Source organism: Sphingosinicellaceae bacterium, from assembly GCA_019285715.1.
Lineage (GTDB): Bacteria > Pseudomonadota > Alphaproteobacteria > Sphingomonadales > Sphingomonadaceae > Glacieibacterium.
In genome coordinates this window covers 4,280,520-4,305,173 of the sequence record CP079108.1, presented here as the reverse complement: position 1 = coordinate 4,305,173, position 24,654 = coordinate 4,280,520, and the positions used below count along the sequence as shown (strand labels likewise).

Here is a 24,654-nt window from a genome sequence, read left to right as displayed (position 1 = left end):
CGCGGTACGCCGCAGTTCGGACAAGTCCGACGCTGTTAGTAATCGGGGGCAATCAAAATGCAGATGAACTCGCTCCGCTCCGGAGTGCTGGCGCTTGCGGCGGTCGGATCGTCGACCACCGTCATGGCATCAGAATTTACCGGCCCGCGTATCGAGGTCCACGGCGGGTATGACAGGCCGTCTGCCCAATTTCGCGCATATGGGTTTGGCTCAAACCACTTCTCAGGCGGATCCTACGGCATCGGTGCCGGTTACGATCTGGCGCTGGGTCATTCCGGCGTAATCGTCGGTGCCGAGATCAACGGCGACCTAAGCAGCATTGACGAGTGTGTGTCCGATGCAACGTCTCGGGTTTGCGTGAAGGCACGCCGCGACCTGAGCGCGCTGGTTCGTCTCGGTAAACACGTCGGTGGTGCGCTGGCCTATATCAAGGCCGGCTATGCGAATGCTCGTTTCGCCAGCACGGCAACAATCTCAGGACCGCCACAAAGCTTCTCTTCGGCTCATAATAACACTGGTGCGCGGGTCGGTGCGGGCGTTGAATATCCGGTAAGGCGCCGAGCTTACGTCAAGGCCGAGTATCAATATTCGAATTACGAAGCTCACTTGAGCCGCCACCAGATACTCGGTGGAATCGGACTACGGTTCTAGGTTAGCCGAAGCCACCCGGAGTTTGCTTCAAGCCGCCGCCCGCTCTCCCTCGCCCCACAGCACCTCGCGATACCGCGCAAAGCACCGCGCCCCGCACTCGAGCCGCATCAGCGCGCCCTCGGCGAGATACCGCGCGGCCTCGGGAAACTCGGATACGATGGGGACCAGCGCTTCCTTGTTCCACTCGATCGAGTGCTTGACGTCGAGCACCGCGTGGAGGTCGAAATAACGGCGGTCCTTGTCGCCATAACCCAGCCGCCGCAGCCCAGCCGCGACCGCCGCCGACCGCGCCGGGGCGGTCAGCTCGATGATTCCAAGCGCGCCGACCGAATGCCACGCATAACGCCGCGAGGTGGCGAACGCGACCATCGTGTTGGCCAGCGCGAGGCTCTCCGGACACGTGTTCTCGATGGTCGGCTGAAGGTCGAGGCGCTCGGCCAGCGCACCCAGCATCGGGCCGTGCATGCCGGCCATGTTGCCGCGGCCCATCTCGTCCCAGTAGTTGCGGGCCAGCTCCATCTTCGCGCTCTCCGGCAGCTTGACCTGAGTCAGCGCCACGAGGTCGTCGAAGCCTGCTTCACCGGCAACTTCCTGCTGCAGGAACCAGCGCAATTCCTCGAGCGAGGCGTGCTCGGCGAGCCACGGGAAAAGCGGATCGCCTTGCCCCGGACCGTCGTTGAGCAACCTCTCGTACCAAGCGATGAAGCCCTCGGCATCGGTCGGGACGGCTGCAACGCAGTCCGCGACATGCGCGCGTTCGGCCTCGATCCAGCGGCCCTCGAGCCGACGCATCGCAGTTTCCTGGGTCAGCGCCGACTCCCAGTCAGGCGACGGGACTCCGACCGCCAATCGGTCGCGATTGAAGCGCGTCAGCCGCTGCTGGAAGCTGTCGCCGCGTTGGTCGTCCTCGCCGCGCGCGTCTGCACGCGATGCGATAATCGGGGTAATCATGTGATCGTCTCTCTGCCCACGCGGCTTTAAAGCCGCTGTTCATGTCGGGATAAACCCGACGAATCGCGGCCGGGTTCCTTCCTGCGGCATGACGCCCGAAACCGTACGGAGAGTCAGAGTTCGATCAGGCGGTCGGGTAATTCGTTGGGATTGTCGTCGAGATTTGGCGGAAAATGCTCGGCGAGGACGGCGCCCGACAGCGCGATGGCGTCGACGAAGCCCCGTGCCGGCTCACCCGCCTTGATGCCGGTGACGAGGGCGTGGACCGCCTGCGCCCAGTGGGTCGGGTCGACGAGTGCGTAGATGCCCTGGTCGGCGACGACCTCGGCGATGCGGTCGGTCATCGAGACGTAGATCAGGACTCCGGTGCGAGCGCGGGTGTTGCCCATGCCGCGCGCCCGGAACTGGCTCAGCGCCTCGGCGTGGACGCGGTCGCGCTTCATGGTGCGCGGCGTCAACGCGGCCCCGAGCCCGGTCCAGATCGCAACCGCCGCAACGATGGCGAAGATGACGACCTGCACCAGCGCATAGGCTTCGATGGCACCGCGGATATCGGCGGAGAAGTCGCTGCCGGTCCAGCTCCGCCACGGCATCAGCGCGGCGAAATCGGCACCAAGCCACATCACCGCAGCGAACGGCAGGGCAAACGCGACCAGCGCGGCGACAGTCAGCCCGGTCGCTGGATAGCGGTGCGGGCGCTCGTTGACGATACAGACGATCTCGCCGGTGGTACGGAGTTCGGCCGCCGCGATGGCGTTGGCGATGCTGGCGCGGTCGGCGTCGGAAAAGGCCACTACCAGCCGCCCGACGCGCCGCCGCCGCCCGATGAGCCGCCGCCGCCGGAGAAGCCGCCGCCACCGCCACCGCCGCCGTCTCCCCAACCGCCGCCGCCACCGCCGCGCCCGCTGAACATGCCGCTGGCGACACCCCACAGGATGGCGTTGCCGATGCCCGACGAGCGCCCGCGACTGCCGCGGAACACCGAGAAGAACAGCCACAGCAGGATGATGCCGAGCCAGACGAACCCACCCAGGCCGGGGCCGCCGTGCCGCGTCGCGCGCGGCTGCTGGGCAGCGGCGACGACGTTGGCGCGGGCCTGGTCGGCGGGCAGCTGGAGCTGGGCGATCAGCGCGTCGGTGCCCGCGACGACGCCTCCAGGCAGGTCGCCGGCCTTGAAGCTCGGGATGATGCGGTCGCGGATGATCGTCGCCGACAGTGCGTCCGTCAGCCGATCCTCGAGGCCGTAGCCGACCTCGACGCGGACCTTCCGGTCGGTCGGCGCAACCAGCAGCAGCACGCCGTTGTTGGTCTTGGCCTCACCCAGCTTCCAGGCGCGGAACAGCCCGTTGGCATAGTCCTCGATCGGATAGTCCTCGAGGCTCGGCACCGTCGCGACCACCAGCTGGCGCCCGGTCGCGGTCTCGAGCGCCTCGAGCTTGGCGGTCAGCTCCGCGACGGTCGCGGGCGGTAGGACGTTCGCGGCATCGGTGACGCGGCCGGTCAGCGGTGGGTAAGTCGGCGCGGCGTGGGCGATGGTTGCGGCGAGCAGCAGCAGCGCGGCGAGAAGCCACGCTGCTGCAACCCCGAAAGCACTGGAACGGGGGAGCGAAGCTGCTCCCGCCACCGGGTTCATCTCAGAAAGCCACCGTCGGCGCGTTTGCGGCACCCGGGCTGGTCGCCTTGAACGGCTGCAGCGGCTTGGCGCCGTAGATCACCTTGGCGCCGATGACGCTCGGGAAGGTGCGGATCTCGGTGTTATAGTCGCGCACCGCCTCGTTATAGTCCTTGCGGGTGACGTTGATGCGGTTCTCGGTGCCCTCGATCTGCGACTGGAGGTTGAGGAACTGCTCGTTCGACTTGAGGTCCGGGTACTTCTCGACGCTGACCAGCAGGCGGCCGAGCGAGCCCGACAGCGCGGTCTGCGCCTGGTCAAAATTGGCGACGGCGGCGGGATCGCTGAGCTTGGTCGGGTCGACGGTGATCGAGGTGGCGCGGGCGCGGGCGTTGGTGACCTCGACGAGGACATCCTTCTCCTGCTTGGCATAGCCCTTCACGGTGGCGACGAGGTTGGGGATCAGGTCGGCGCGGCGCTGGTAGGCGCTCTCGACGTCGGCCCAGCGTGCCTTGGCGGTTTCTTCCTTGGCGGGGATGGTGTTGACGCCGCAGGCCGCAAGCGGTGCGATCAGGGCGAGGGGCAGCGCGATGCGGACGGCGCGGGCAAACGAGGTGCGGGCGGTCATGCGTCGTGTCTCCAAGAACGGCCGTCAACTCGGCCAAGCGCTAGATAGGTGTATTACGCCAACGCAACAGGGTCTCCTCATAATATTTCCGGTTTGTTGCGGCGAGGTGATTGCGTGGCGCGCCACGTTCGGGCTGATTAGCGCGGGCGTAGCTTGGGAGAGGTAGATGATTTCGGAGTTCAAGGCGTTCATTGCGCGAGGCAACGTCCTCGATCTGGCGGTCGCGGTGATCATCGGCGCGGCGTTCGGCAAGATCGTCACGTCGCTGACCGACGACCTGATCATGCCGGTCATCGGCTGGATCACCGGCGGTGTCGATTTCTCCAGCCACTTCGTCCTGCTCGGCCAGGTGCCCGACAAATACACCGGCTCGCTGACCGATTACGCCGCGCTCAAGAAGGCGGGCGCGGCGCTGTTCGGCTACGGCGAGTTCATCACTGCGGCGATCAACTTCCTGATCATCGCCTTCGTCGTCTTCATGATCGTCCGGGCGGTGAATCGCGCCACCAACCGCCAGCCGGTGGTCGCTCCGCCGACACCGAGCGAGGCCCTGCTCACCGAGATTCGCGACGAGCTCAAGCGGCGGCCGTAGGCGTCCGGTAGGCGCGTCATCCCGGGCCCGCCGGACTGCGGGCCTCAGAACACCGGCCGGCGCTTGGCTCGGAAGGCGGCGACGCCTTCCGCAAAGTCCGGGCCGGTGAACGCGTCGGCGAACATCGCCAGCGTCGCGGCATCGTCGTCGGCCTGCCCGTCCTGGATGCGGCGGATGACCTGCTTGGCCCCGGCGATGCTGTGCGGCGAGTTGGCGACGATCGTCGCGGCGAGCGCCTCGACCTCGGCACGGGCATCGGCGGCGACGATCTCGACCAGTCCGATGCGCAGCGCCTCGGCGGCATCGATCAGCCCGGCGGTGAACAGGATGCGCTTGGCCTGCCCCGGGCCGACGAGGTCGACGAGCAATTTGGTGTCGTGCAGCGAGTAGACGATGCCGAGCCGCGCCGGTGTGATGCCGAAGCGCGCGGCGGGGCTGGCGACGCGGAGGTCGCAGGCGATGGCGAGGCCGCAACCGCCGCCGACGCAGTCGCCCTCGACCAGCGCGAGCACCGGCTTGGGGGCACGGGCGAGGCTGAGCTGCGCGGCGCGGACGAGGCCCTGGTTGCCGGGTCCTGCTGCCGGGTCGTCGAGGCCGCGGCCGAACTCCTCGATGTCGGCACCGGCGCAGAACACGCCGGGGACCGCGGCGGCGACGATCAGCACCCGAACCGCCGGGTCGTCCATCGCCCGCGCGACGAGGCCCGGCACCGCGGCCCACATTGCGTTGTTGAAGGCGTTGCGCTTGGCTGGCCGGTCGATGACCAGCCGCGCGACCGCTCCGTCGAGTGCAAGCGACAGGCTCACCAGCGGGCCGGTGGCGGCGCATAGCCGGCCAGCGCCGCGTCGAGGTCGCGGCCGAGGTCGAACAGCGCCGCCTCGCTCCCCGCCGGGCCGACGATCTGGACCGCGACCGGCAAGCCGCCGCCGTCGCGTCCGGCCGGGATCGACAGCGCCGGCAGCCCGGCGATGTTCGCGAAACCGGTGAAGTCGGCCATCGTCATCGGCGCGCGGCCATGCTCGAAAGCGACCTGCGGCACGGTCGGCATCAGCAGCACGCCGTCGGTCCCGAGGGCATCGACCAGCGCCGTGCGGGTGCGTGCCAGCAGGTCGGGATCGGGAGCAACGCCGTCGCAGAAGGCCAGCGTCGCGGCGAGATCAGGCGACAGCGCGGCGCTGCGCGCGTGGCGCGCGTCGCCCAGCTCGGCGATCAGCGCATGGCCCATGGCGGCAAAGCCGGACAAGCGGATCGCGGGCAACGGATCGGGGAAGCGCAGGGTCGAGCAAGGCAGGTCGATCGCCGCCAGCGCCGCTTCATAGCCGGCGCGGACCGCCACATCGACCTCGCCTATAGCGTCGAGGAGCAACAGCTGCCGGAAGGCGAAGGTCGGATCGCCGCCGCCGATCACCCGCCACAGCGCCGCCAGATCGTCGATCGAGCGCGCCAGTGGCCCGACCGTGTCGAGCCCGGGCGCCAGCGGGAAGACGTCGGTCGCGTCGACCGCGCCCCACGTCGGCTTGAGGCCGTAGATGCCATTGTAGGCGGCCGGGATGCGGATCGAGCCGAGCGTGTCGCTGCCCAGCGCCACGACGCAAAGCCCCGCCGCGACCGCCGCGCCGCTGCCGCCCGACGAGCCGCCCGGCGAGACGCCGCCCCGGTGCGGGTTGCCGATGCGGCCGAACCACGGGTTGTCGCTGGTCGCGCCGAGCGCCGCCTCGTGCATGCCGCAGGTGCCGAGGATGATCGCCCCCGCCGCGCGCAGGCCGGCGACCATAGGCGCGTCGTGGCCAGCGACTACGTCGCGCCGCAACTCCATGCCCGCGGTCCAGGGCAGTCCGGCGACAGCGATGTTAGACTTGATCCCGACGGGCACGCCCTCGAGCGGTCGTGCGCTGCCATCCCGGAAGCGCTGGTCGCTTTCAGCCGCTGCCCGGGCGGCCCCGGCACGGTCCAGGTCGGCAAAGGCGTTGAGCCTGGGGTTGAGCCGGTCGATCCCCGCGAGCGCCGCCGCGATCGCTTCCGACGGTGTCGTCTCCCCCGCCGCATAGGCTCGCGTCAGGCCGGCAATGCCGAGTCGGTGAAGCTCCATCCGTCCGCTTTAGCGCGGACTGCGTTTCGCCAAAATGCGCTGCAGGGTGCGACGGTGCATCTTCAGGCGGCGCGCGGTCTCGCTGACGTTGCGCTCGCACAGTTCATAAACGCGCTGGATGTGCTCCCAGCGGACGCGGTCGGCCGACATCGGCTCGGCTAGCGCTGCGGGCCGCGTGCCGGGCTCGGCCTCCAGCGCGCGGACGATATCCTCGGGGTCGGCGGGCTTGGCGAGATAGTCGACCGCGCCGGCCTTCACCGCCGCCACCGCCGTCGCCAGGTTGCCGTAGCCGGTCAGGACGACGATCCGCATCGCTGCCGCGAGCCCGCGCAGTTCATCGACAAGGTCGAGCCCGTTGCCATCGCCGAGCCGCAGGTCGACGATCGCGTGGGTCGGCACCCCCTCGGTCATCGCGGTGCGGGCTTCGGCGAGGCTGGCGGCGGCGCGGACGGTGTAGCCGCGACGCTCCAGGGTCAGCGCGAGGCGCTGCCGGAACGGCGCGTCGTCGTCGACGATTAGCAAGTTGGTGGCGACGGTGGCCATGAAAAGTTCCTCTCAGCTAGCGGAAACGCCTGCGCTCTCGATATGGGCTCGTGACCAGCGCGCATCGACCTGGGCACCGCCGCGCGCGCTGTTGCTGAAGCGCAACCGGCCGCCGGTGCGCTCGATCAGCGTCGTTGCAATGAAGATTCCGAGCCCGGTTCCGCCCGAGGTCGAGCGCGACGGGCCCAGGTCGGGCTCGCCGAGGTGGGGCAGCAGGCCTTCCGGAAAGCCCGGACCGTCGTCGCCGACCCCGACCATGACCGAGGTGCCGTCCGCCTGCGCGCTGAGCTCGACCGCGGACCCGGCGTGGCGCACGGCGTTGTCGACGAGGTTCGCGAGGCCGTGGAGCAGTTCCGGGGTACGCCGGACCACCGGCAGGTCGGGGCCGGCGCGAACAGTGATCGGGACCCGCGCCGGCCCCTGGCTGGCGACGACCTCGTGGAGCAGGGCGTCGAGCGACAGGCGGGGCAACGGCTCCTCGGCCTCGGCGCGGCGGGCGATGTCGACGAGGATGCCGCGGCTGCGCGTCGCTTCGTCGTCGAGCAGGCGGACATCCTTGCCGTAGACCGGGTCGTCGCCGAGTGCCTGGCGCAGGTCGCGGGCGATCAGCGTGATCGTACCGAGCGGCCCGCCGAGTTCGTGCGCCGCCGCCGCCGCCAGTGCGCCGAGCGCCGCCATGCGGGTCTCGCGGTCGAGCGCGGCCTCGGTCGCGACCAGTGCGCGAGCGCGGCCGCGCGCTTCCGCCGAGACCAGCCAGACATAGCTGCCGAGAAAGACCATCGCGATGATCACCGCGATGGTCGCGCCGAAGCCGTAGAGGGGCGGCAGCCGCGGTGCATCACCGACCCACGGCAGCGGCATCGCCCAGTGCCACAGCATGAACAGGATCGCGCCCGCGATCAGCACCAGCGCCGCCATCGCCCGCGCCGGCAACAGCGTCGCCGAAATCGTCACCGGCACCACCAGCAGCACCGTGAACGGGTTGTTGATGCCGCCCGTCAGGTACAGCAGCACGCCCGCCTGGATGAGGTCGAAGGCGAGGTGGAGCAGCACCGCATTGCCCTGCAGCCGGGCATTGCGCGGGTACAGCGTCGCCAGCCCGACGTTAAGCACCGCAGCCGCGGCAACCGCAGCGATCAGTGACGGCCAGTGCAGTGGGAAACGCAGGTACAGCCCGACGAAGATCAGCGTCGCGAACTGCCCGCCGATGGCGATCCAGCGCAGTGTCACCAAAGTCCAGACGCGGACGCCCGGCCGTTCGAGCGCGGCGGCGACCAGCGAGGGCGACGGCTTCATGGGGGCGGTATAGGCGCGTGCCGTTGCGGTGGCGATGCGGCGTATCGCGCGGGCCGCCCCATCAAACCACCCGCGGCACCCCCGGCACGCCCAGCCCGCAGTTCAGCCCCTCCGGCCAGTGGCCGGACGCAGCGCGGTACGTCGCCTCCAGGAACTCGAGCAGTGTCGCATCGGGGTCGGGTGCGGCGCGGACCGCCGCGTACGGCAGCAGCCACTCGCCGAGCGCCGCCTCCCAGACCGCACCCGCCGGACCGACCGCAGCGTCGGCGAACCCCGGCACCGCGGGATAGGCGTAGGAATAGAAGCTCGCCTCGTGGGCATCGTCGCCGGGCCAGAAGCCGGCGCTGGAGACTTCGTGGCTGTACGCTTCGCGCGTCACGGCATCGGGCAGGAACGGCACGCCGCCGGGGTGGAGCGGGGCGCGCGCGCCCGAGAAGCGCGTAACGGCGAGGTCGAAGCTGCCCCAGAAGAAGTGCACCGGGCTCGCCTTGCCCAGGAAGCCGGTGCGGAAGTGGCGGAACACCCGGTCGGCCTGGACCAGTGCGCGCCACCACGCGTGGACGGCGGCGGCGTCGTAGTCGTGATGGCCCTCGTCGTCCGGAAAGGCGACCGGGTCCGGCATCTCGTTGGGCATGATGTCGATGGTGACCGGGTGCCCGGCGTCGGCGAGCAGGGCCATCAGCCGGCGGTAGAAGGTCGCGACGCTCATCGGCGCGAGTGCGAAGCCGGAGTCGGGGCCGTCCGAGCGGCGCAGCACCAGCCGATGGTCGACGAAGTCGAGGTCGATCTCGAAGATCGCGCCGCGGTCGTGGATTGCGGTCGTGCCGAGGCCGCGCGCCGTCACGTACAGCGGCACCTGCCAGCCGTGGTTGAGCCACGGGCTCAGGTGCAGCCGGACCTTGCCGACGACCTGGGTCCACAATTGCAGCGTCCGCGCCGTCGGGGCCCAGCGCGCGAACGGCGGGTGCTCGGGCCAGTCCACCGTCGAAGCGTAGCTCATCGAAGGACCGGGCCCTGGGTCGGAGCCGCCTTGCGCGCCGGCGCGTCCTTGAGCATCCGCGCGATCGGCCCGCCGCGCGCATCGGCGAGCGCGACGCTGCGCGGGCTGTTGCCGCTGTTGTCGGTCGCGTCGGGGTTGGCGCCGGCATCAAGCAGCATGCGCGCGATGCTGGCGTTGCGGAGCTGCACCGCCTTCAGCAGCGGCGTCTCGCCAAGGCGGTTGGGCAGGTCGACCTGGACCTTGAGGTCGGTCAGCACCTTCACCGCCTCGTCGAAGTTCGAGGTCGCCGCGAGCAGCAATGGGGTCGCGCCCTCGCCGTCGCGGACATTCGGGTTGGCGTCGCGCTGGAGCAGATAGCCGAGCCAGCTGATGTCGCGGCGCTTGATGACGATGTGAATCGCCATGTCGCCGCTCGCGCCGTCACGAACGTTGACCAGCGTCGTACCGGGCTGGTTGAGGATCTTTTCGGCTGCCGCGCCGTCCTTGTCCTTGACCGCCTTGATGAACTTGTAGCCGTCCGAGAATTGCGCTGCGGCCGGGGTTGTGGCGACCGCGATCACGGCGACCACCGCCAGCGGGGCCGTCAGGCGTCTGGCCCAGGTCGACATAATGCACACTCCACCCTAGATGATCTGCCACCTAGTCTAGGTCGAGCAACCCCTGATGAACAGCCGCCGCACCCTCTGGCTGGCGATCTCCGCCGTCGCTGCGGTCGTCGCCGCGGTCTTCCTGTGGCCCGGACTCCGTGGCACCGTACCGACCGCACCGCTCGCCGGCAGCAGCATCGGCGGTCCCTTCGCGCTGGTCGACCAGCACGGCCGACAGTTCACCGAAAAGAACCTCAAGGGCCTGTATTCGCTCGTCTATTTCGGCTACACCTACTGCCCAGACGTCTGCCCGCTCGACGTCCAGAACCTCTCCCAGGGCCTCGCCGCCTTCGAAAAGGCAAAACCCCGACTAGGCGCCAAAGTCGTACCAGTCTTCATCACCGTCGACCCCGAACGCGACGACCCGGCGGCACTGACCGCCTTCGCCGCCAACTTCCATCCGCGCCTGGTCGCGCTGACCGGCAGCGTCGCGGCTATCGATGCCGCCAAGAAGGCGTACAAGGTCTATGCGCGCCGCGCCGGGCCGCCCGGTGCCAAGGCCGGACCCGCCGGTGCCAAGGACTATCTGATGGACCACGCCGCGATGACCTACCTGATGGGCCCCGACGGCGCGCCGATCGACTTCCTGCCGCACGGCACGACCCCGGCGCAGGTCGCCGACGAACTGGCGCGCTATGTCCGCTGATCGCCACCCTGCCGCCAAGCCGTACTGGGAGACGGTGCCGCTGCGTGCGATGAACCGCGAGCAGTGGGAGAATCTGTGCGACGGCTGTGGCAAGTGCTGCGTCCACAAGCTCGAGGACGAGGAAACCGGCGAACTGCTGCCGACCAACGTCGCGTGCCGCTTGCTCGACCGGCGGACCGGCCAGTGCTCCGATTACCGCAACCGCCGCGCGCACGTCCCCGAGTGCGTGCGGCTGACCCCGCAGAAGCTCGAGACGCTCGACTGGCTGCCGTCGAGCTGCGCCTACCTCCGCGTCTATCGCGGCCAGGGCCTGCCCGACTGGCACCACCTGGTCAGCGGCGACCGCGAGGCCGTCCACGCTGCCGGAATCTCGGTGCGCGGCTGGACGATCAGCGAGGACGACGCCGGCGATCTCGAGAACCACGTCATCGACGCGCCGCTCTGAGGCCCGCGATGCTGCGGTTCCTACGGGCAACTTCGACCGTACGGCGCAGCGAGCCGGTCGCGCTGCCCTCGCTTAACGTTGGCGGTCGCATCGTGCCGATTGAGCTCAGCCGCAGCCCCCGATCCCGCCGCCTGACGCTCCGTGCCGATGCCGTGCGCGGGTGCCTGCGCGTGACCCTGCCGACGCGCACGAAGCTGTCGGAGGCAGCGGCGCTGGTCGGCGCGCACGGCGGCTGGATCGCCACGCAGGTTGCGCGCTGGCCGGTGGCGCTGCCGTTCGTGCCCGGCGCGACGATCCCGTTCAGGGGCGACCAGCTACGCCTCGAGTGGGATGCAGCGCGCTCGCGGGGTCTGGTCCGCGTCGATGACAGGCTGATCGTGGGCGGCGATCCCGCGACCCTGCCCGGCCGCGTCACCCGCTGGCTGCGCGCACAGGCTCTGGCTGAACTCGAACCCGCGACCCGTGCCCTCGCAGCCCGGGTAGACCGCCCGTTGGGAGGAGTCCGGATCGGCGACCCGGTGGCGCGTTGGGGCAGCTGCGGCAGCGGTCGCATCACCTACAGCTGGCGGCTGATCCTCGCACCGCCCGACGTCTACCACAGTGTCGTCGCGCATGAGGTCGCGCACCTCGTCCACCCCAACCACGGCCGCGACTTTTGGGCACTGGCGGCGGAACTCAACGGCGGCAACCCGGCCCCGGAGCGCGCGTGGCTGCGTGCGCATGGGGCGGGGCTGCACTGGGTGGGGCGGGCGGGTTAGCCAGCACCGAGATCACACTCTTCCTTCGTCATCCGGCGAACGCCGAGATGACGAGACAGGGACGTGCGGCCTCAGTCCTTACCCCGCCCGGTCTTGTCCTGCAGCTCGTCGATGCGGATCGACGCGTCTGCCTTCGACAGCTCGGGGTCGAACTCCTCGTGGGCTTCCTCGCTCAACGTCTTCAGGTACGACGCCTGTGCCCCGGTCATCGGCTGGTCGCCGGTGGTCCAGTCGGACGGGTCCTTCTCGGCGTTCGAGGTCGGGTGGGTCTTGGGGTTTTCGGTTTCAGTCGACACGGTCGCATACTCCACGGAAAAGTGTATGGATCTAACGCCCGCCACGCGACCGTGTTCCGTGTCTGTTCGCTTACCAGCGTAACAACCGCGGCAGCAGCAGCCGGCCCGCCAGCGCCCCGCCGGCCAGCGCCAGCCCGAACCACACCGCGACATAGCCGGGGTCGTCGTGGGGGCACGACCACGCGAACACGACCGCGCCCCAGCCTGCGGCGGCCAACCCGGCGGCGGTTGCGGCAGCACGCGGACGCGCAGGTGCGGCGCGACGCGCGACGAAGACCATCGCCGCAAGCAGCGGGATACCGAACAGCACGATGCAGGCCATGCAGGCGAAACCCTCGCGCCACTCGGCCATCGGGCTCGCACCCATCGGCATCGCGCCGGCCGCGACCAGAGCTACGCCGCCCGCCAGTACAGCCGCCGCTGCTCCCAGAATCCGCCGCCGACCCGCGTTGGGCCGCGCATCAGGGGTCAGCAGCACGACCAGCGCGGCGACGCTGGCGACGGTGATGCACAGCGAGCCGCCCAGCTTCCACCAGAACATCATGCGGTGCATCGCCGGACCCATGTCGTGGCGCATCGGCATCGAGGTCGTGACCAGCACGAGTTCGGCGGCGGCGACGAGCGCGAGCAGCGCCACGTCGCGCCAGGGCGCGCGCCGCCGCACCGGGGTCAGCCCGGCGACGAGCCCGTCGATAAGGCGCTCAGTCGGCATCAGTTACTCGGCTCTCCATCGTCGTTCGCGTAGCCTTCGACGGTGCGGGACAAGCGCCCGAGGCCGCGGTGAATGTTTACCTTGACCAGCGCCGGGCTCTGTCCGGTACGGGCCGCCGCCTCCTCGATCGACAGGCCATCGAGCTTGACCAGCCGGATGACCTCCGCCTGCGCCGGCTTCAGCGTCGCCAGCAGGCCGTTCAGCACCGTCGCGCTCAACACCCCGCCGCCGTGATCGCCGACACTGAGGGTCTCAGGCAGCTCTTCGGTCCGGGTGGCGGCAAGGTTACGCAGCCTGTCGATCCATTTGTAGCGGGCAATTCCGGCCAGCCACGGCGCGAACGGCCTTGATGGGTCCCAGGTGTGGCGCTTGGTGTGGACTGCGACGAGCGCGTCCTGCACAGCGTCGTCGACCGAATCGGGGGGTAGCCGGCGACGGTAGTAGCGCCCCAGCCAGACCTGCAACTCGTCTAGCAGCAGGCGATACGCGGCCTTGTCGCCGGCCTGCGCCGCGATCATCAGGCGCGCCCAGACATCGGGTGACGTCGTCATTCGACTTAGGTGGTTAGCGGGCGAAGGGATGTCACGCAAACGCGCTGGCGGTGCGTACCCTGCGCCGGCTTCAGATTCCCGCATACCATTCGTAGCCGCGGTCCTCCCAATAGCCGCCCTGCCCGAGCTCCATTTTTGCGAAGCTGTCGACGACCTCGCAGCGCATCACGTACTTCGCCTGCTTGTAGCCGAGCTGGCGCTCGATCCGCATTCGGCACGGCGCGCCGTGCGCGACGTCGAGCGGTGCGCCGTTCATGCTGAGTGCCAGGATGGTCTGCGGGTGGAAGGCGTCGACCAGGTCGATGCTCTCGTAATACAGCCCGCTCGACTGCGCGCCGCCCTTGGAGATCTCGCCGCCGTAATTGTCGGCGCAGTGGAATACGACGTAGCGCGCGTTCGGCTTGAGCCCGACCGTCTTGAGGATGGTGCCGAGCTGCGGCCCCGCCCATTCACCGATCGCGCTCCAGCCCTCGACACAGTCGTGGCGGGTGATCTGGTCGCGCTGCGCCAGCCGGTGCAGGTCGGACAGGCTGAGTTCGGACGGTCGCTCGACCAGGCCGTCGATCTTGAGCTTCCAGTTGACGAAGCCTTGCGCGGCATGGCGCTGGTAATCGTCGTCCTGCGGGTCGGTGGTGCCGTTGGGCTTGAACACCGGGCTGATGTCGGCCTTGGTAAACTCCTGCGCCAGCGCGTCGCGGCCGATGAGGCGCTGCCAGCGGTAGGTCAGGTTCTCCGCCGACTGCACCGACTTCATGATGCCATCGGATTGCGTGAGCTTGTCGCAGCCCGCGAGCAGCAGCCCGCCGCCGAGCGCTCCGGTGGTCAGCAGGCCGCGCCGTGTCAGCAGGCTCACGAGACTGGCTCCTTCGTTGGGTCGATGCGGAACTTGCCGGTGATCATCGAGCGGATCTCGTTGATCGGGCCGGCCAGCACCACCATCAGGACGTGGACGACGATGAAGCCGACGACCAGGCTGGCGGTGATGAAGTGGATCGAGCGCGCCGACTGGCGGCCGCCGAGCAGCTCGACCAGCCACGACCAGCTCGCGCCGATGCCGGGCGACATGCCGAGCCCGGTCGCGACCATCAGCGGCAGCAGCACGAACACGGTGCCGCCGTACGCGAGCTTCTGGAGGATGTGATAGCGCTTGGCATCCTCGCCGCGCGGGAACTTGAGCCGCGCGTGGAGCGCGATGTCGTGCCAGAGGTTAGCGGGCCTGAGCTCGCGCAGCCGGGGCACCAGATCGCGCCCGAGATGCCCGGTGGCGAAACCGTAGACCAGGTAGAACAGCCCGTTGAGGATCAGCACCCAGGCAAACAGGAAGTGCCAGTTGCGTGCCGTCGCCAGGTCGCGGTTGCTCGGGAAGGTCGCCCAGCGCGGGAAGCCCTGCGCCAGCGGTGCCCCGTTCGCGCCGGCCGCGAGACCGAGGACGCCGGTGGTGGTGACATGGACCGGGCCGACGCGGGTCACCCCCTGCGCATGGCCCTGCGCGTCCGGCGATGCACCGATCTCGAGCCAGCGTCGGCTGTCGTCGTTGTCGGCACCGTAATTGCCCCAGTACAGCGCCGGGTGGGCGTTGAAGATGTTGAGGCCCGACCCGAGCAGGAAGGTGATCGCGATCACGTTCAGCCAATGGGTGACCCGAACGACGCCCGAATGGCGCTTCCACAGGTAGGGCCGGGCGGGCGGCGGTGCCACCGTATCGTCCGCCATCGGTATCGTCGCCATCGTTTCCCCCTGGACTTGCGGGCTGGACAGATCCGGCTGTCGCCAGCGACGCGGCGCTGATGCACCACGCCGCCCGGCAGCAGCTTACTTGGGTGCTGCCATCTTGTCGGCCTTCATCTTGTCGGCCTTCATCATCTTGTCGTGCTTGGCCTGCTCGGCCTTGGTCATCGGCTTGGCCATCGCATCGCTGGACATGTGGTCGCTCGCCATCTTGTCCGGTGCCATCGCGTCGGAAGCCATCGCGTCGTGGGCCATGGCGTCCTTCTTCGCCGGCTTGGCGGCGAAGGCCGGCGCGGTCAGGCCGATCATCGCGGCGATCAGGACAAGTTTAGTGCCGTAGGTCATCGTCGTTCTCCCTTTGGGTTTGCCGTCACTTCCCCGACGGCGAGGGTCGTGAGAATCAACCGCGGACAGCGGCGAGGATCGGGCCGCCGTTCGGGGCCTGGACCAGGAAGGCGGTCGACAGCCCGGCGGGCGCGGGCGCGACGGTGTAGCTCTGTGCCGCGCCCGACCATGCCCCGAGGCGGGTCAGCTGGTGGACGATGTTGCGGTGGGGCAGCGTGCGGCCCTCGTTCTCGCCGGCCTTGACCGCGACCTCGACGGTGCGCGGATCGTAGCGGACCAGCCAGACGTCGGCGGGCGCGGCGGCCCTGCTGGCGGCGACGCTCAGGCTGCCGGGTGTGACCGTCAGTGCCGGCCCGGCGACCTTGGCGGTTGCGGCGATCAAGGCAGCGATCTGTCCGTCGCGAGTACCGGTGGTGTCGGCGCGGCCGTTGACGACGACCTGGGGCGTCCAGACGTTGTCGTGGCGCAGGCCCTTGGCATAGGCCCATTGGCGCTGGGTGTAGGCCGGGGTGGCGAAGCGGTCCTTCCAGCCGAGCTGGTCCCAGTAGGTGACCGCGAAGCTGAGCGCGAGGACGTCGGGGCGGCTGGCGATCAGCGCATTGACTGCGGCGTTGGCGGGGGGGCACGAAGAGCACCCCTGGCTCTGGAACAGCTCGACGACGGTCAACGGCGGCGGCGTTTGCGCCAGCGCAGGTGCGGCAATCAGCGTGGCGGCGAGCAGGGCGGGGCGGAACATCGGGGCGTCTCCAGGGTCTCTGGAACCGCTTTCGCATCGCTGCCGAGGTTGGTTACACAGGCGCACCGGTAACGTAGCGCCGCTCACCGGTTTTCGCGTTGAACCAGACCCTGACATGGGCACCGGTCGCCGGGTCGATGAAGTGCTCGGGCGTCGCTTCCCAGCCGGGGCCGGGCTGATCGGTCTCGAACGATTTGTAGCGGGCGCGCTCGAACAGGAAGCCGGCAAAGATGATGGCGAACTGCAGCGCGCCCCAGATCGCGAACCCCACCGGCATGCCGGTGACGCCGGCCCCTGCCAACGCGACGCAGGCAATCGTCGTCGACAGCGACAGCGCGACGACCGCGATGATCGTCGTGCGCAGCATCCTCAGCCCGCCGGCTCGACGACCACGGCGGTTCCGTAAGCGACGATCTCGCTCATCGACTGGCCGATCTCGTTCGAGTCGAAACGCATCATCACGATGGCGTTGGCGCCCATCGCGGTCGCGTTGGCGACCATGCGGTCGGTGGCATGCTTGCGCGCCTCCTCGAGCAGGGAGATGTACTCCTTGATCTCGCCGCCCAGGATCGTCCGCAGGCTTGCGAGGATGTTGCCGCCGATACCGCGGCTGCGCACGACGACCCCGAAGCACTGCCCCAGCGTGATCAGGGTCCGGTTCCCCGCGACGTTTTCGGTAGTCGCGACGAGCATTCCGGTTCCCTTCCTTGTCATTCCGGCGAAACCTCGGAACCGAGCTACCCCCGGCGGTCCGAATCCAGAGCGTGTTACGCAACTGGGTTCCGGCTTTCGCCGGAATGACAAACTTGCTTAGGCGGCGACTTGGATCACGCCGTGGCAGTGCTTGAACTTGTTGCCCGACCCGCACGGGCACTGGGCGTTGCGCGACACCGTGCGGTTCCAGTCGGCCAGCTCCTCGGGCGAGACCTCGGTCAGCGCCGCGGTGGCCGATCCGGCGAACGCCAACGCGCCTTCGGTCATCGTCATGCCGCGCGGGCCGAAGGCGTCGTTCAGGCCGGTCAGCGGGTCGATGTGCGTGGTGACGAAACTCGGCTGAGTGAATTCAGCCGACTGCGCGTAATCCTCCGGCGGCTGCATGCCGAACTGGGCGTTCGACAGCATCCGCGTGACGTCCTCGCGGACCGTCGCGAGCATCCGCTCGAACAGCGCGAACGCCTCCGACTTATACTCGTTGAGCGGAGTCTTCTGGGCGTAGGCGCGCAGGTGGATGACCTGACGCAGCGCGTCGAGGGTGGCCAGATGCTCCTTCCAGTGATGGTCGAGCGCCTGCAACAGGAAGTTCTTCTCGATCTGGATCCAGGTCTCGGGCGGCAGGCCTTCCGCCTTGGTCGCCATCGCCGCGTCGGCAGCCGCGATCAGGCGGTCGACGATGATCTCCTGGTCGATCTTCTCCTCGGCGAACCAGTCCGCGATCGGCACATCGACGCCGAGCGTGTCGATCGCCGCCGTGGTGAGGGCCTCCGCATCCCATTGCTCGGGGTAGGTGCCGGCGGGGCAGGCGGTTGCGACGATATTGTTGACCGCCTCGTGACGCATGTCGACGACGACGTCCCCGACAGTGTCGGAGTCCATGATGTCCTGGCGCTGGTCGTACACGACCTTGCGCTGGTCGTTCATGACGTCGTCGTACTGGAGGAGCTGCTTTCGAACGTCGTAGTTGCGCGCCTCGACCTTCTTCTGCGCGGTCTCGATCGCCTTGGAGATCCACGGGTGGACGATCGCCTCGCCCTCCTCAAGCCCGTTGTTCATCATCCGGGTCAGCATCGACTGCTGGCCGAAGATGCGGAGCAGGTCGTCGTCGAGGCTGAGGTAGAAGCGGCTCAGCCCGGGATCGCCCTGGCGGCCCGAGCGGCCACGGAGTTGGTTGTCGATGCGGCGACTCTCGTGGCGTTCGGTGCCGAGCACGAACAGGCCCCCGGCCTGGCGCACGGCCTCGCGCTCAGCCTGGACCTCGGCCTTGATGCGCGCGACTGCTGCGGTGCGCTCATCGCCCTCGACGCCTTCGAGCTCGCGGATGACGCGTGCGTCGAAGTTGCCGCCGAGCTGGATGTCGGTGCCGCGCCCGGCCATGTTGGTGGCGATGGTGACGCCGTTCAAGCGCCCGGCCTGTTCGACGATATGGGCTTCCTGCTCGTGGTAGCGGGCGTTCAGGACGACGTGCTCGACCTGCTCCTTCTTGAGGAACTCGCTGAGCAGTTCGGACTTCTCGATCGACACGGTGCCGACCAGGATCGGTTGGCCCTTGGCGCTGGTCTCGCGGATCGTCTTGACGATCGCCTTATATTTTTCCTCGGAATTCTTGTAGAATTCGTCGTCGACGTCCTGACGCAGAACCGGCAAGTTGGTCGGGATCTGGACGACGTTGAGCTTGTAGATGTCGAAGAATTCCGCCGCCTCGGTCGCCGCGGTGCCGGTCATGCCGCCGAGCTTGGGGTACATGCGGAAATAATTCTGGAAGGTGATCGAGGCGAGCGTCTGGTTCTCGGGCTGGATGTCGACGCCCTCCTTGGCCTCGACCGCCTGGTGCAGTCCGTCGGACCAGCGCCGCCCGTCCATCATGCGACCGGTGAACTCGTCGATGATGATGACCTTGCCGCCACGGACGATGTAGTCGGTGTCGCGGCGGAAGATCGCGTTGGCGCGCAGCGCCTGGTTGAGATGGTGAACCACCTGCGTGTTCTCGAAGTCGTAGAGGTTCTCGCCCTCGAGCATGCCGGCGGCCTCGAAGGCGCGCTCGCACTTCTCGGTGCCGTCCTCGGTCAAGATCACCGACTTCTGCTTCTCGTCGATCTCGTAGTCGGCGGCGACGAGCTGCTTCACGACCGCGTCGACCTGCATGTACAGCTCGGACTTGTCGTCGGTCGGGCCGGAAATGATCAACGGCGTCCGCGCCTCGTCGACCAGCACCGAGTCGACCTCGTCGACGACGGCGTAGTTGAAGGGCCGCTGGACCATCTGCTCGCGCGAGTACTTCATGTTGTCGCGGAGATAGTCGAAGCCGTACTCGTTGTTGGTGCCGTAGGTGATGTCGGCGGCGTAGGCGGCGCGGCGGGTATCGTCGTCGATGTTGGGGACGATGACGCCGACAGTCATGCCGAGGAATTTATAGACCTGGCCCATCCACTCGGCGTCGCGCGACGCGAGGTAGTCGTTGACGGTGACGACGTGGACGCCCTTGCCGCTCAGCGCGTTCAGGTAGACCGCGAGCGTCGCGACCAGGGTCTTGCCCTCGCCGGTCCGCATCTCGGCGATTTCGCCGCGGTGGAGGACGACGCCGCCGACCAGCTGGACGTCGTAGTGGCGCTGGCCGAGCGCGCGCTTGGCGGCTTCACGGACGGTGGCGAAAGCTTCGGGCAGCAGGTCGTCGAGGCTTTCGCCGGCGGCGAAGCGCGCCTTGAACTTGGCGGTCTGGCCGGCAAGGTCGGCGTCCGACAGCGGCACGATCTGTGCCTCGAAGCCGTTGATCTGCGCGATCAGGGGGCTGAGCGACTTGACGTAGCGGTCGTTCGACGAGCCGAACAGACGTTTGGCGATGCCGCCGAATCCGAGCATGTAAATCCTGACGCGCTGGCGGACGGGCGGCGCGCACGCGCCCGGTCCATACCTGCGGCGATGTAGGTGCGGCAGCCTGTTTAGTCAATTATTCGGGTCGGACACGGATGCAATTGTCATGGGCGGGCGATAGAAAATGCGGTAAAGCTAAGTTAAGATCGTCCTAACGGCTCGGGGGGGTCGTTTTCATGCCCAGATGCCGATGTTGACCGAGTTCCAGTTCTTCAAGCTGAATGCCGCCGGGCTGGTCGACAGCGCCAGCCGCTTCAGGCTGGCCGATGATGCCGCCGCGCTCGCTTATGCCGAGGGGCAGCGCGAGAACTGCTGCATCGAGGTCTGGGCCGGGTCCCGCCGCGTCGCGATCGTGCCACCGGCCCGACCAGTCGCGGCCGCTACGGTTTCGCCGCGTGATGCGTTTCGTGGTGTGGCTCGTGGTGCGCCTCGTGATGCGAGCGCCGCTTCAGGACACCGCCGGCCGCTTCCTTGACGGTATTGCTGACGATGAAGGCCTTGGGGTCGATGGCGTGCACGAGCCGGCGCATGCGGCGCACCTCGAGCCGGGTGATGACCGTGAAGATGATGTCGACCGGCGCGCGGACCTCGAACGAATCGGGCAGATAGCCGCGCTCGCCCTTGTAGATCGTGATGCCACGGCCGAGCACCATCACCAGCATCTCCTTGATGCGGTCGGCCTGTGCCGAGATGATCGTGATGCCGGTATATTCCTCGATCCCCTCGACGACGAAATCGGTGGTCTTGGACGCGGCGTAGTAGGTCAGCATCGAGTATAACGCGGTCGGCAGGCTGACCTCGAGCGCTGCGATCAGGAAGATGATGACGTTGATGCCGAGGATAATCTCCGAGATCGTGAAGCTCAGCCGCTCGACGGTGTAGAGCGCCAGCACCTCGACGCCGTCGAGCGCGGTGCCGGCGCGCATCGCGAGCCCCATGCCAAGGCCCATCAGCACGCCGCCGAAGATCGAGACCAGCAACTTGTCGTCGGTGATGATCGGGAACGGCACGAAATACAGGCACAGGCCGAAGGCGATGACGCAGGCCAGCATTCGCCATGCGAAGCCGGTGCCGATCAGCCGGCCGCCAAGCAGCATGAAGGGCAGGTTGAGCACGACGATCACGACCGCGACCGGCACGTGATAGATTTCGTGCATCAGCAGCGTGACTCCGGTGACGCCGCCATCGAAGAAGTGGTTGGGGATCAGGAAGCCCTTGAGCCCGAAGCTCGCAGCGATGATGCCGGCGGCGGCGTAACCGATATCCCAGAGCGCCGACCGCGCTGCGTGTGCTTTTCCGGCCATGCCTGTCCCCCCGCTTTTTCCGCTCCCCACACGGGGTTAGCATCGACTTCGGGCGAGGGCTACCGTCCGGTCACTCGACGCGATCAGTCAGTCGCGTCGGCAAGCGCCGCGATATAGTGGCGCCGGCACAGCGCGACGTAGCGGCTGTTGCCGCCGATCTCGGTCTGGTTACCCTCGGTGACCGCGCGGCCGCCGGCGTCGATGCGCAGGTTCATCGTCGCCTTGCGGCCGCAGGTGCAGACCGCCTTGATCTCGGTCAGCACGTCCGCCAGTGCCAGCAGCCACGTTGCGCCCTCGAACGGCTGCGCCTGGAAGTCGGTGCGCAGGCCATAGCACAGCACCGGCACGTCGAGCTCGTCGGCGACGCCCGCGAGTTGCCAGACCTGCTCCCGGGTCAGGAACTGCGCCTCGTCGACCAGCACGCACGCCAGCGGTGGCTCACCTGCACCTATGGCCGCACGCAGATCGGTGGTCGCGGTGAAAGTGTTCGCCGGCATCGTCAGCCCGATCCGCGAGGCGATCATCCCGAACCCTGCTCGGCGGTCGATGGCGGCGGTGAACAGCAGCGTGCTCATGCCGCGCTCGCGGTAGTTGAAGTCGGCCTGGAGCAGCGCCGTCGACTTCCCGGCGTTCATCGAGGCGTAGTAGAAATACAGCTTGGCCATTGCGCGGTGTCGAATGGTGGCCGGCGTTCGTCAACCGGCGCGCGGGCGGGCGTGCGCTCAGGCTCGGGCTGTCCGGAATGGGGTGGGAAGCGGTCCGGCAGCTTTCGGATGATCGGCATTGTTCGCAGACGGTGTTTGGGGAGGCACCCGCTTAGAACCAGTCTGGTGCTGCCCCGTCCCCGGTCCACGCCCAGTCTCGCAACATATCGCGAGCCGATTCGTCGTCGACGGTGTCATCCAGTGTCACCGCTGAATAGGCAAGGCCCGCACCAACGAGCCACTCTACGTGAGGCTCAATGACCTCCCATGAAGGGTCGGCGACAAGACCCGCGCGTCCACCAAACTGTGGAAGCAGAGCGGCGAACGATAAACGTTGGCCTTTTATCTCAAGTTCAACCGGTGCGACTGCGACGATGCCGAGGTGCTCAGCCAATCGCTTCCATAATTCAGACTGCGCGACCATCCTCCCTGGATAGGCCACCCGCGGACGTCACGAAAGGTCAGTTTCGGGACGCTGTCAATCGTTGCTCCATGGCGATTTCTGGGCGGGAGCTGGCACGCCAAGCGCAGCCAGTCCCATCCCCGCTCAACCCTCCGCCGCGACCTCGTCGGCCATCTTCGCTCCGCGCTGCCCCATCGGCTTCTCGTCACCCGCGGTCGTATCGCGCTCGGTCTGGTGCTCGAGCTCGGCGTTGAACTCGGCGCCGAGCAGCAGCACGTACGCCGACAGGTACAGCCACAGCAGCAGCACGACAACCGCACCGAGCGAGCCGTAGGTCGCGTTGTAATTGCCGAAGTTGGCGGCGTAGAAGCCGAAGCCGAGTGCCGTCAGCACGAGGCCGAGGGTTGCCAGTACCGACCCCGGGGTCAGCCAGTGCCACTGGGCATGCGTCCGCGCCGGGGCGTAGCGGTACAGCGCCGCGACCGCCGCGCTCGCCAGGCACGCGGTCGCCGCCCACACCGCCAGCTTGATCGCCAGCGCCGCACCGTCGCCAAGCCCGCGCGCCAGATCTTCGAGGAAACCGGTAACCGAGGTCGCCAGCAGCAACGCTACCGCCATCAGGACCGCTGCCAGCGTCACTGCCGCATTGACCATGGTCGTCCTGATGAAACCCCGCGTCTCGCGCTGTTCGTAGGCGACGTTGAGCGCGGTCACCACCGCGCCCGCGCCCTTCATCGCGCCGTACAGCGCCAGCGCCAGCGCCAGGGCCAGGCCGAGGCCCTTCTTGCCCGCTGCGGTCTTGGCGACCGACACCAGTTGCTCGTCGATCAGCTTGGCCGCATCGCCCGGGACCAGCCCGGTCAGCGCGTGCATGTGCTTGGCCAGATCGGCCGGGTCGACGACCAACCCGTAGGTCAGCACCATCGCGCCGAGCAGCGGCACCATCGCCAGGAAGCCGTAGAACGCGACTCCGGCGGCGATCAGGTCGAGATTGTCCTTACCCGCCTCGACGTAGGTGCGCTTCAGGATCTGCCACCAGCCGCGCGCCGGCATCTCCAGCGGCGTCGCCGCGTCGCGACCGCTCGTCGATCCTGTTCTCGCCGTCGTCGAAGCCATGGCAACCCCTAGTCGGCCATGCAAACGCCCGCCGATCGCTACGGGGTCCGTGCTCGACTCGGCCGCGCGCGCGCGGCATTGGAAGCCGATGAGCCGCTCGCCCCTCGCCCGCCCGTTCCCCGAAATCGCCGCGGTCGCCGGGGTCCGCATCGGCACCGCGACTGCCGGCTACAAGCCGTGGACGCGCGCCGACACGACGCTCGTCGAGTTCGCGCCCGGGACCAGCGTCGCGGGAGTGCTGACGCGCTCGCGCTGCCCGTCACCCGAGGTCGAGTGGTGCCGGGGCATGCTCGCGGGCGGTGTCGCGCGCGCACTGGTCGTCAACGCGGGCAACTCGAACGCCTTTACCGGAGCCGCAGGCCGCGATGCGAGCCGCGCGCAGGTCGAGGCGGTGGCGCGCGCGGTCGGCTGCGCGGCGCACGAGGTCTTCGCCGCCTCGACGGGCGTGATCGGTGTCCCGCTGCCGGTCGACAAGGCAGTTGGAGTCGTGCCTGCCGCCCACGCCGCGCTCGGGCACGCGAGTCTCGTCGATGCCTGCGCCGCGATCGGCACCACCGACACCTTCGAGAAGGGCGCGGTCGCCTACGCCGTGGTCGGTGGGGTCCGGATTACTGTCGCGGGTATCGTCAAGGGTTCGGGGATGATCGCGCCGGATATGGCGACCATGCTCGGGTTCGTGTTCACCGATGCCGCGGTCTGTGCCCCCTTGCTGCAGGCGATGCTCGGCGCCGCGACCGACGCGACCTTCAACTGCATCACCGTCGACAGCGACACCTCGACATCGGACTCGGTGCTCGCCTTCGCGACCGCGGCGGCGGGCAACGCGCCGCTGGTCGAGGCCGCATCGCCCGGAGCGGACGCGTTCGCCGCAGCGCTTACCGACGTCTGCCGCCAGTTGGCGCAACTCGTGGTCCGCGACGGCGAGGGCGCGTCGAAGTTCATCGCGGTCTCGGTCGAGGGCGCCGAGGACGACCGCGCCGCCAAGGTCGTGGCGCTCAGCATCGCCAACTCGCCTCTGGTCAAGACCGCGATCGCCGGCGGCGACGCCAACTGGGGGCGCGTCGTGATGGCGGTCGGCAAGGCTGGCGAGCGCGCCGAGCGCGACCGGCTCGGCATCCGCTTCGGCGCGACCACTGTAGCCGCCAACGGTGCGGTCGTGCCGGGCTACGACGAGGCCCCGGTCGCGGCGCACCTTACGGGGCCGGACATCGAGATCGGGGTCGATCTCGGGCTGGGCGACGGTCGCGCGACGGTGTGGACCTGCGACCTGACCCACGGCTACATCTCGATCAACGCGGATTACCGCAGCTGAAGCG

Annotated in this window: 30 protein-coding genes; 6 read left to right on the top strand and 24 right to left on the bottom strand. The window is 68.4% G+C overall.

The features are described 5' to 3' along the window. Positions 1–63: 63 nt before the first annotated feature. Positions 64–651: a porin family protein gene (locus tag KX816_20010; protein ID QXQ06404.1), complete on the top strand. Its 588-nt coding sequence runs from the start codon at positions 64–66 to the stop codon at positions 649–651. 27 nt (positions 652–678) lie between these two features. On the opposite strand, the gene KX816_20005 is transcribed toward KX816_20010, so the two are convergent. The 4 genes from KX816_20005 to KX816_19990 all read right to left on the bottom strand — a co-directional run bounded on the left by KX816_20005 (position 679) and on the right by KX816_19990 (position 3,842). Further along, positions 679–1,602 (bottom strand): iron-containing redox enzyme family protein, encoded by a 924-nt coding sequence (locus KX816_20005; GenBank protein ID QXQ06403.1) that lies wholly within the window; start codon positions 1,600–1,602, stop codon positions 679–681. Positions 1,603–1,715: 113 nt separating this feature from the next. Continuing rightward, positions 1,716–2,396, bottom strand: coding sequence for a hypothetical protein (locus KX816_20000; protein ID QXQ06402.1), 681 nt, complete (start codon positions 2,394–2,396; stop codon positions 1,716–1,718). After that, positions 2,396–3,235 carry a TPM domain-containing protein gene (locus KX816_19995; GenBank protein QXQ06401.1) on the bottom strand — a complete coding sequence of 280 codons (840 nt, stop codon included), beginning with the start codon at positions 3,233–3,235 and terminating at the stop codon, positions 2,396–2,398. The genes KX816_20000 and KX816_19995 overlap by 1 nt, the downstream gene beginning before the upstream one ends. A gap of 1 nt (position 3,236) precedes the next feature. Further along, positions 3,237–3,842 (bottom strand): LemA family protein, encoded by a 606-nt coding sequence (locus KX816_19990; protein ID QXQ06400.1) that lies wholly within the window; start codon positions 3,840–3,842, stop codon positions 3,237–3,239. A gap of 166 nt (positions 3,843–4,008) precedes the next feature. On the opposite strand from KX816_19990, the gene mscL reads away from it, so the two are divergent. Next, positions 4,009–4,434, top strand: coding sequence for a large conductance mechanosensitive channel protein MscL (mscL, locus tag KX816_19985; protein ID QXQ06399.1), 426 nt, complete (start codon positions 4,009–4,011; stop codon positions 4,432–4,434). A 44-nt stretch (positions 4,435–4,478) separates the two neighbouring features. On the opposite strand, the gene KX816_19980 is transcribed toward mscL, so the two are convergent. From KX816_19980 to KX816_19955, 6 genes are all read right to left on the bottom strand, one after another. Beyond that, the gene (locus KX816_19980; protein ID QXQ06398.1) at positions 4,479–5,240 is read right to left on the bottom strand and encodes an enoyl-CoA hydratase/isomerase family protein; all 762 of its coding nucleotides are present in this window, start codon (positions 5,238–5,240) and stop codon (positions 4,479–4,481) included. After that, on the bottom strand, positions 5,237–6,523 hold the full coding sequence (locus tag KX816_19975; protein ID QXQ06397.1) for an amidase: 1,287 nt from the start codon (positions 6,521–6,523) through the stop codon (positions 5,237–5,239). Before KX816_19975 ends, KX816_19980 begins: the two co-directional genes overlap by 4 nt. 9 nt (positions 6,524–6,532) lie before the next feature. Next, positions 6,533–7,066, bottom strand: a complete 534-nt coding sequence (locus KX816_19970) for an ActR/PrrA/RegA family redox response regulator transcription factor (protein QXQ06396.1) — start codon at positions 7,064–7,066, stop codon at positions 6,533–6,535. Positions 7,067–7,078: 12 nt separating this feature from the next. After that, on the bottom strand, positions 7,079–8,362 hold the full coding sequence (locus tag KX816_19965) for an ActS/PrrB/RegB family redox-sensitive histidine kinase (GenBank protein ID QXQ06395.1): 1,284 nt from the start codon (positions 8,360–8,362) through the stop codon (positions 7,079–7,081). Positions 8,363–8,423: 61 nt separating this feature from the next. Beyond that, positions 8,424–9,362, bottom strand: coding sequence for a hypothetical protein (locus KX816_19960; GenBank protein QXQ06394.1), 939 nt, complete (start codon positions 9,360–9,362; stop codon positions 8,424–8,426). Next, positions 9,359–9,937: an ankyrin repeat domain-containing protein gene (locus tag KX816_19955; GenBank protein ID QXQ08706.1), complete on the bottom strand. Its 579-nt coding sequence runs from the start codon at positions 9,935–9,937 to the stop codon at positions 9,359–9,361. Before KX816_19955 ends, KX816_19960 begins: the two co-directional genes overlap by 4 nt. Positions 9,938–10,025: 88 nt before the next feature. Here KX816_19955 and KX816_19950 point away from each other — a divergent pair, with 88 nt between their 5' ends. From KX816_19950 to KX816_19940, 3 genes are read left to right on the top strand one after another with little or no spacing between them, the layout of a single operon-like run. Beyond that, the gene (locus tag KX816_19950; protein QXQ06393.1) at positions 10,026–10,655 is read left to right on the top strand and encodes an SCO family protein; all 630 of its coding nucleotides are present in this window, start codon (positions 10,026–10,028) and stop codon (positions 10,653–10,655) included. Then, entirely contained in the window at positions 10,645–11,100 is a 456-nt protein-coding gene (locus tag KX816_19945) for a YcgN family cysteine cluster protein (protein ID QXQ06392.1), read from the top strand. The genes KX816_19950 and KX816_19945 overlap by 11 nt, the downstream gene beginning before the upstream one ends. A gap of 8 nt (positions 11,101–11,108) precedes the next feature. Next, on the top strand, positions 11,109–11,858 hold the full coding sequence (locus KX816_19940; protein QXQ06391.1) for a M48 family metallopeptidase: 750 nt from the start codon (positions 11,109–11,111) through the stop codon (positions 11,856–11,858). Positions 11,859–11,929: 71 nt separating this feature from the next. Here KX816_19940 and KX816_19935 read toward each other — a convergent pair whose 3' ends face one another. The 14 genes from KX816_19935 to KX816_19870 all read right to left on the bottom strand — a co-directional run bounded on the left by KX816_19935 (position 11,930) and on the right by KX816_19870 (position 23,338). Beyond that, positions 11,930–12,307: a DUF3072 domain-containing protein gene (locus KX816_19935; GenBank protein QXQ06390.1), complete on the bottom strand. Its 378-nt coding sequence runs from the start codon at positions 12,305–12,307 to the stop codon at positions 11,930–11,932. After that, positions 12,225–12,866 carry a DUF1109 family protein gene (locus KX816_19930; protein ID QXQ06389.1) on the bottom strand — a complete coding sequence of 214 codons (642 nt, stop codon included), beginning with the start codon at positions 12,864–12,866 and terminating at the stop codon, positions 12,225–12,227. Before KX816_19930 ends, KX816_19935 begins: the two co-directional genes overlap by 83 nt. Continuing rightward, positions 12,866–13,417, bottom strand: coding sequence for a sigma-70 family RNA polymerase sigma factor (locus KX816_19925; GenBank protein ID QXQ06388.1), 552 nt, complete (start codon positions 13,415–13,417; stop codon positions 12,866–12,868). Before KX816_19925 ends, KX816_19930 begins: the two co-directional genes overlap by 1 nt. A 70-nt stretch (positions 13,418–13,487) precedes the next feature. Further along, positions 13,488–14,270: a molybdopterin-dependent oxidoreductase gene (locus tag KX816_19920; GenBank protein QXQ06387.1), complete on the bottom strand. Its 783-nt coding sequence runs from the start codon at positions 14,268–14,270 to the stop codon at positions 13,488–13,490. After that, positions 14,267–15,130, bottom strand: a complete 864-nt coding sequence (locus KX816_19915; GenBank protein ID QXQ08705.1) for a cytochrome b/b6 domain-containing protein — start codon at positions 15,128–15,130, stop codon at positions 14,267–14,269. Before KX816_19915 ends, KX816_19920 begins: the two co-directional genes overlap by 4 nt. Before the next feature lie 99 nt (positions 15,131–15,229). Beyond that, complete coding sequence (locus KX816_19910) at positions 15,230–15,490, bottom strand: hypothetical protein (protein QXQ06386.1); 261 nt, start codon at positions 15,488–15,490, stop codon at positions 15,230–15,232. Between the two features lie 55 nt (positions 15,491–15,545). Then, the gene (locus KX816_19905; GenBank protein QXQ06385.1) at positions 15,546–16,226 is read right to left on the bottom strand and encodes a DUF1223 domain-containing protein; all 681 of its coding nucleotides are present in this window, start codon (positions 16,224–16,226) and stop codon (positions 15,546–15,548) included. 52 nt (positions 16,227–16,278) lie between these two features. Continuing rightward, positions 16,279–16,593 (bottom strand): hypothetical protein, encoded by a 315-nt coding sequence (locus tag KX816_19900; protein QXQ06384.1) that lies wholly within the window; start codon positions 16,591–16,593, stop codon positions 16,279–16,281. A gap of 2 nt (positions 16,594–16,595) precedes the next feature. Beyond that, a complete protein-coding gene (locus tag KX816_19895; GenBank protein ID QXQ06383.1) occupies positions 16,596–16,919 on the bottom strand; it encodes a heavy metal-binding domain-containing protein in 324 nt (107 codons plus the stop codon). 117 nt (positions 16,920–17,036) lie between these two features. Then, positions 17,037–19,799: a preprotein translocase subunit SecA gene (gene secA / locus KX816_19890; GenBank protein QXQ06382.1), complete on the bottom strand. Its 2,763-nt coding sequence runs from the start codon at positions 19,797–19,799 to the stop codon at positions 17,037–17,039. A gap of 392 nt (positions 19,800–20,191) precedes the next feature. Further along, positions 20,192–21,115, bottom strand: a complete 924-nt coding sequence (locus KX816_19885) for a YitT family protein (GenBank protein QXQ06381.1) — start codon at positions 21,113–21,115, stop codon at positions 20,192–20,194. 83 nt (positions 21,116–21,198) lie between these two features. Then, positions 21,199–21,780 (bottom strand): thymidine kinase, encoded by a 582-nt coding sequence (locus KX816_19880; GenBank protein ID QXQ06380.1) that lies wholly within the window; start codon positions 21,778–21,780, stop codon positions 21,199–21,201. 151 nt (positions 21,781–21,931) lie between these two features. After that, positions 21,932–22,243: a hypothetical protein gene (locus KX816_19875; GenBank protein ID QXQ06379.1), complete on the bottom strand. Its 312-nt coding sequence runs from the start codon at positions 22,241–22,243 to the stop codon at positions 21,932–21,934. 123 nt (positions 22,244–22,366) lie between these two features. Further along, positions 22,367–23,338, bottom strand: coding sequence for a YihY/virulence factor BrkB family protein (locus KX816_19870; protein QXQ06378.1), 972 nt, complete (start codon positions 23,336–23,338; stop codon positions 22,367–22,369). 88 nt (positions 23,339–23,426) lie between these two features. On the opposite strand from KX816_19870, the gene argJ reads away from it, so the two are divergent. Then, positions 23,427–24,650, top strand: a complete 1,224-nt coding sequence (gene argJ / locus KX816_19865) for a bifunctional glutamate N-acetyltransferase/amino-acid acetyltransferase ArgJ (protein QXQ06377.1) — start codon at positions 23,427–23,429, stop codon at positions 24,648–24,650. Positions 24,651–24,654: the final 4 nt, after the last annotated feature.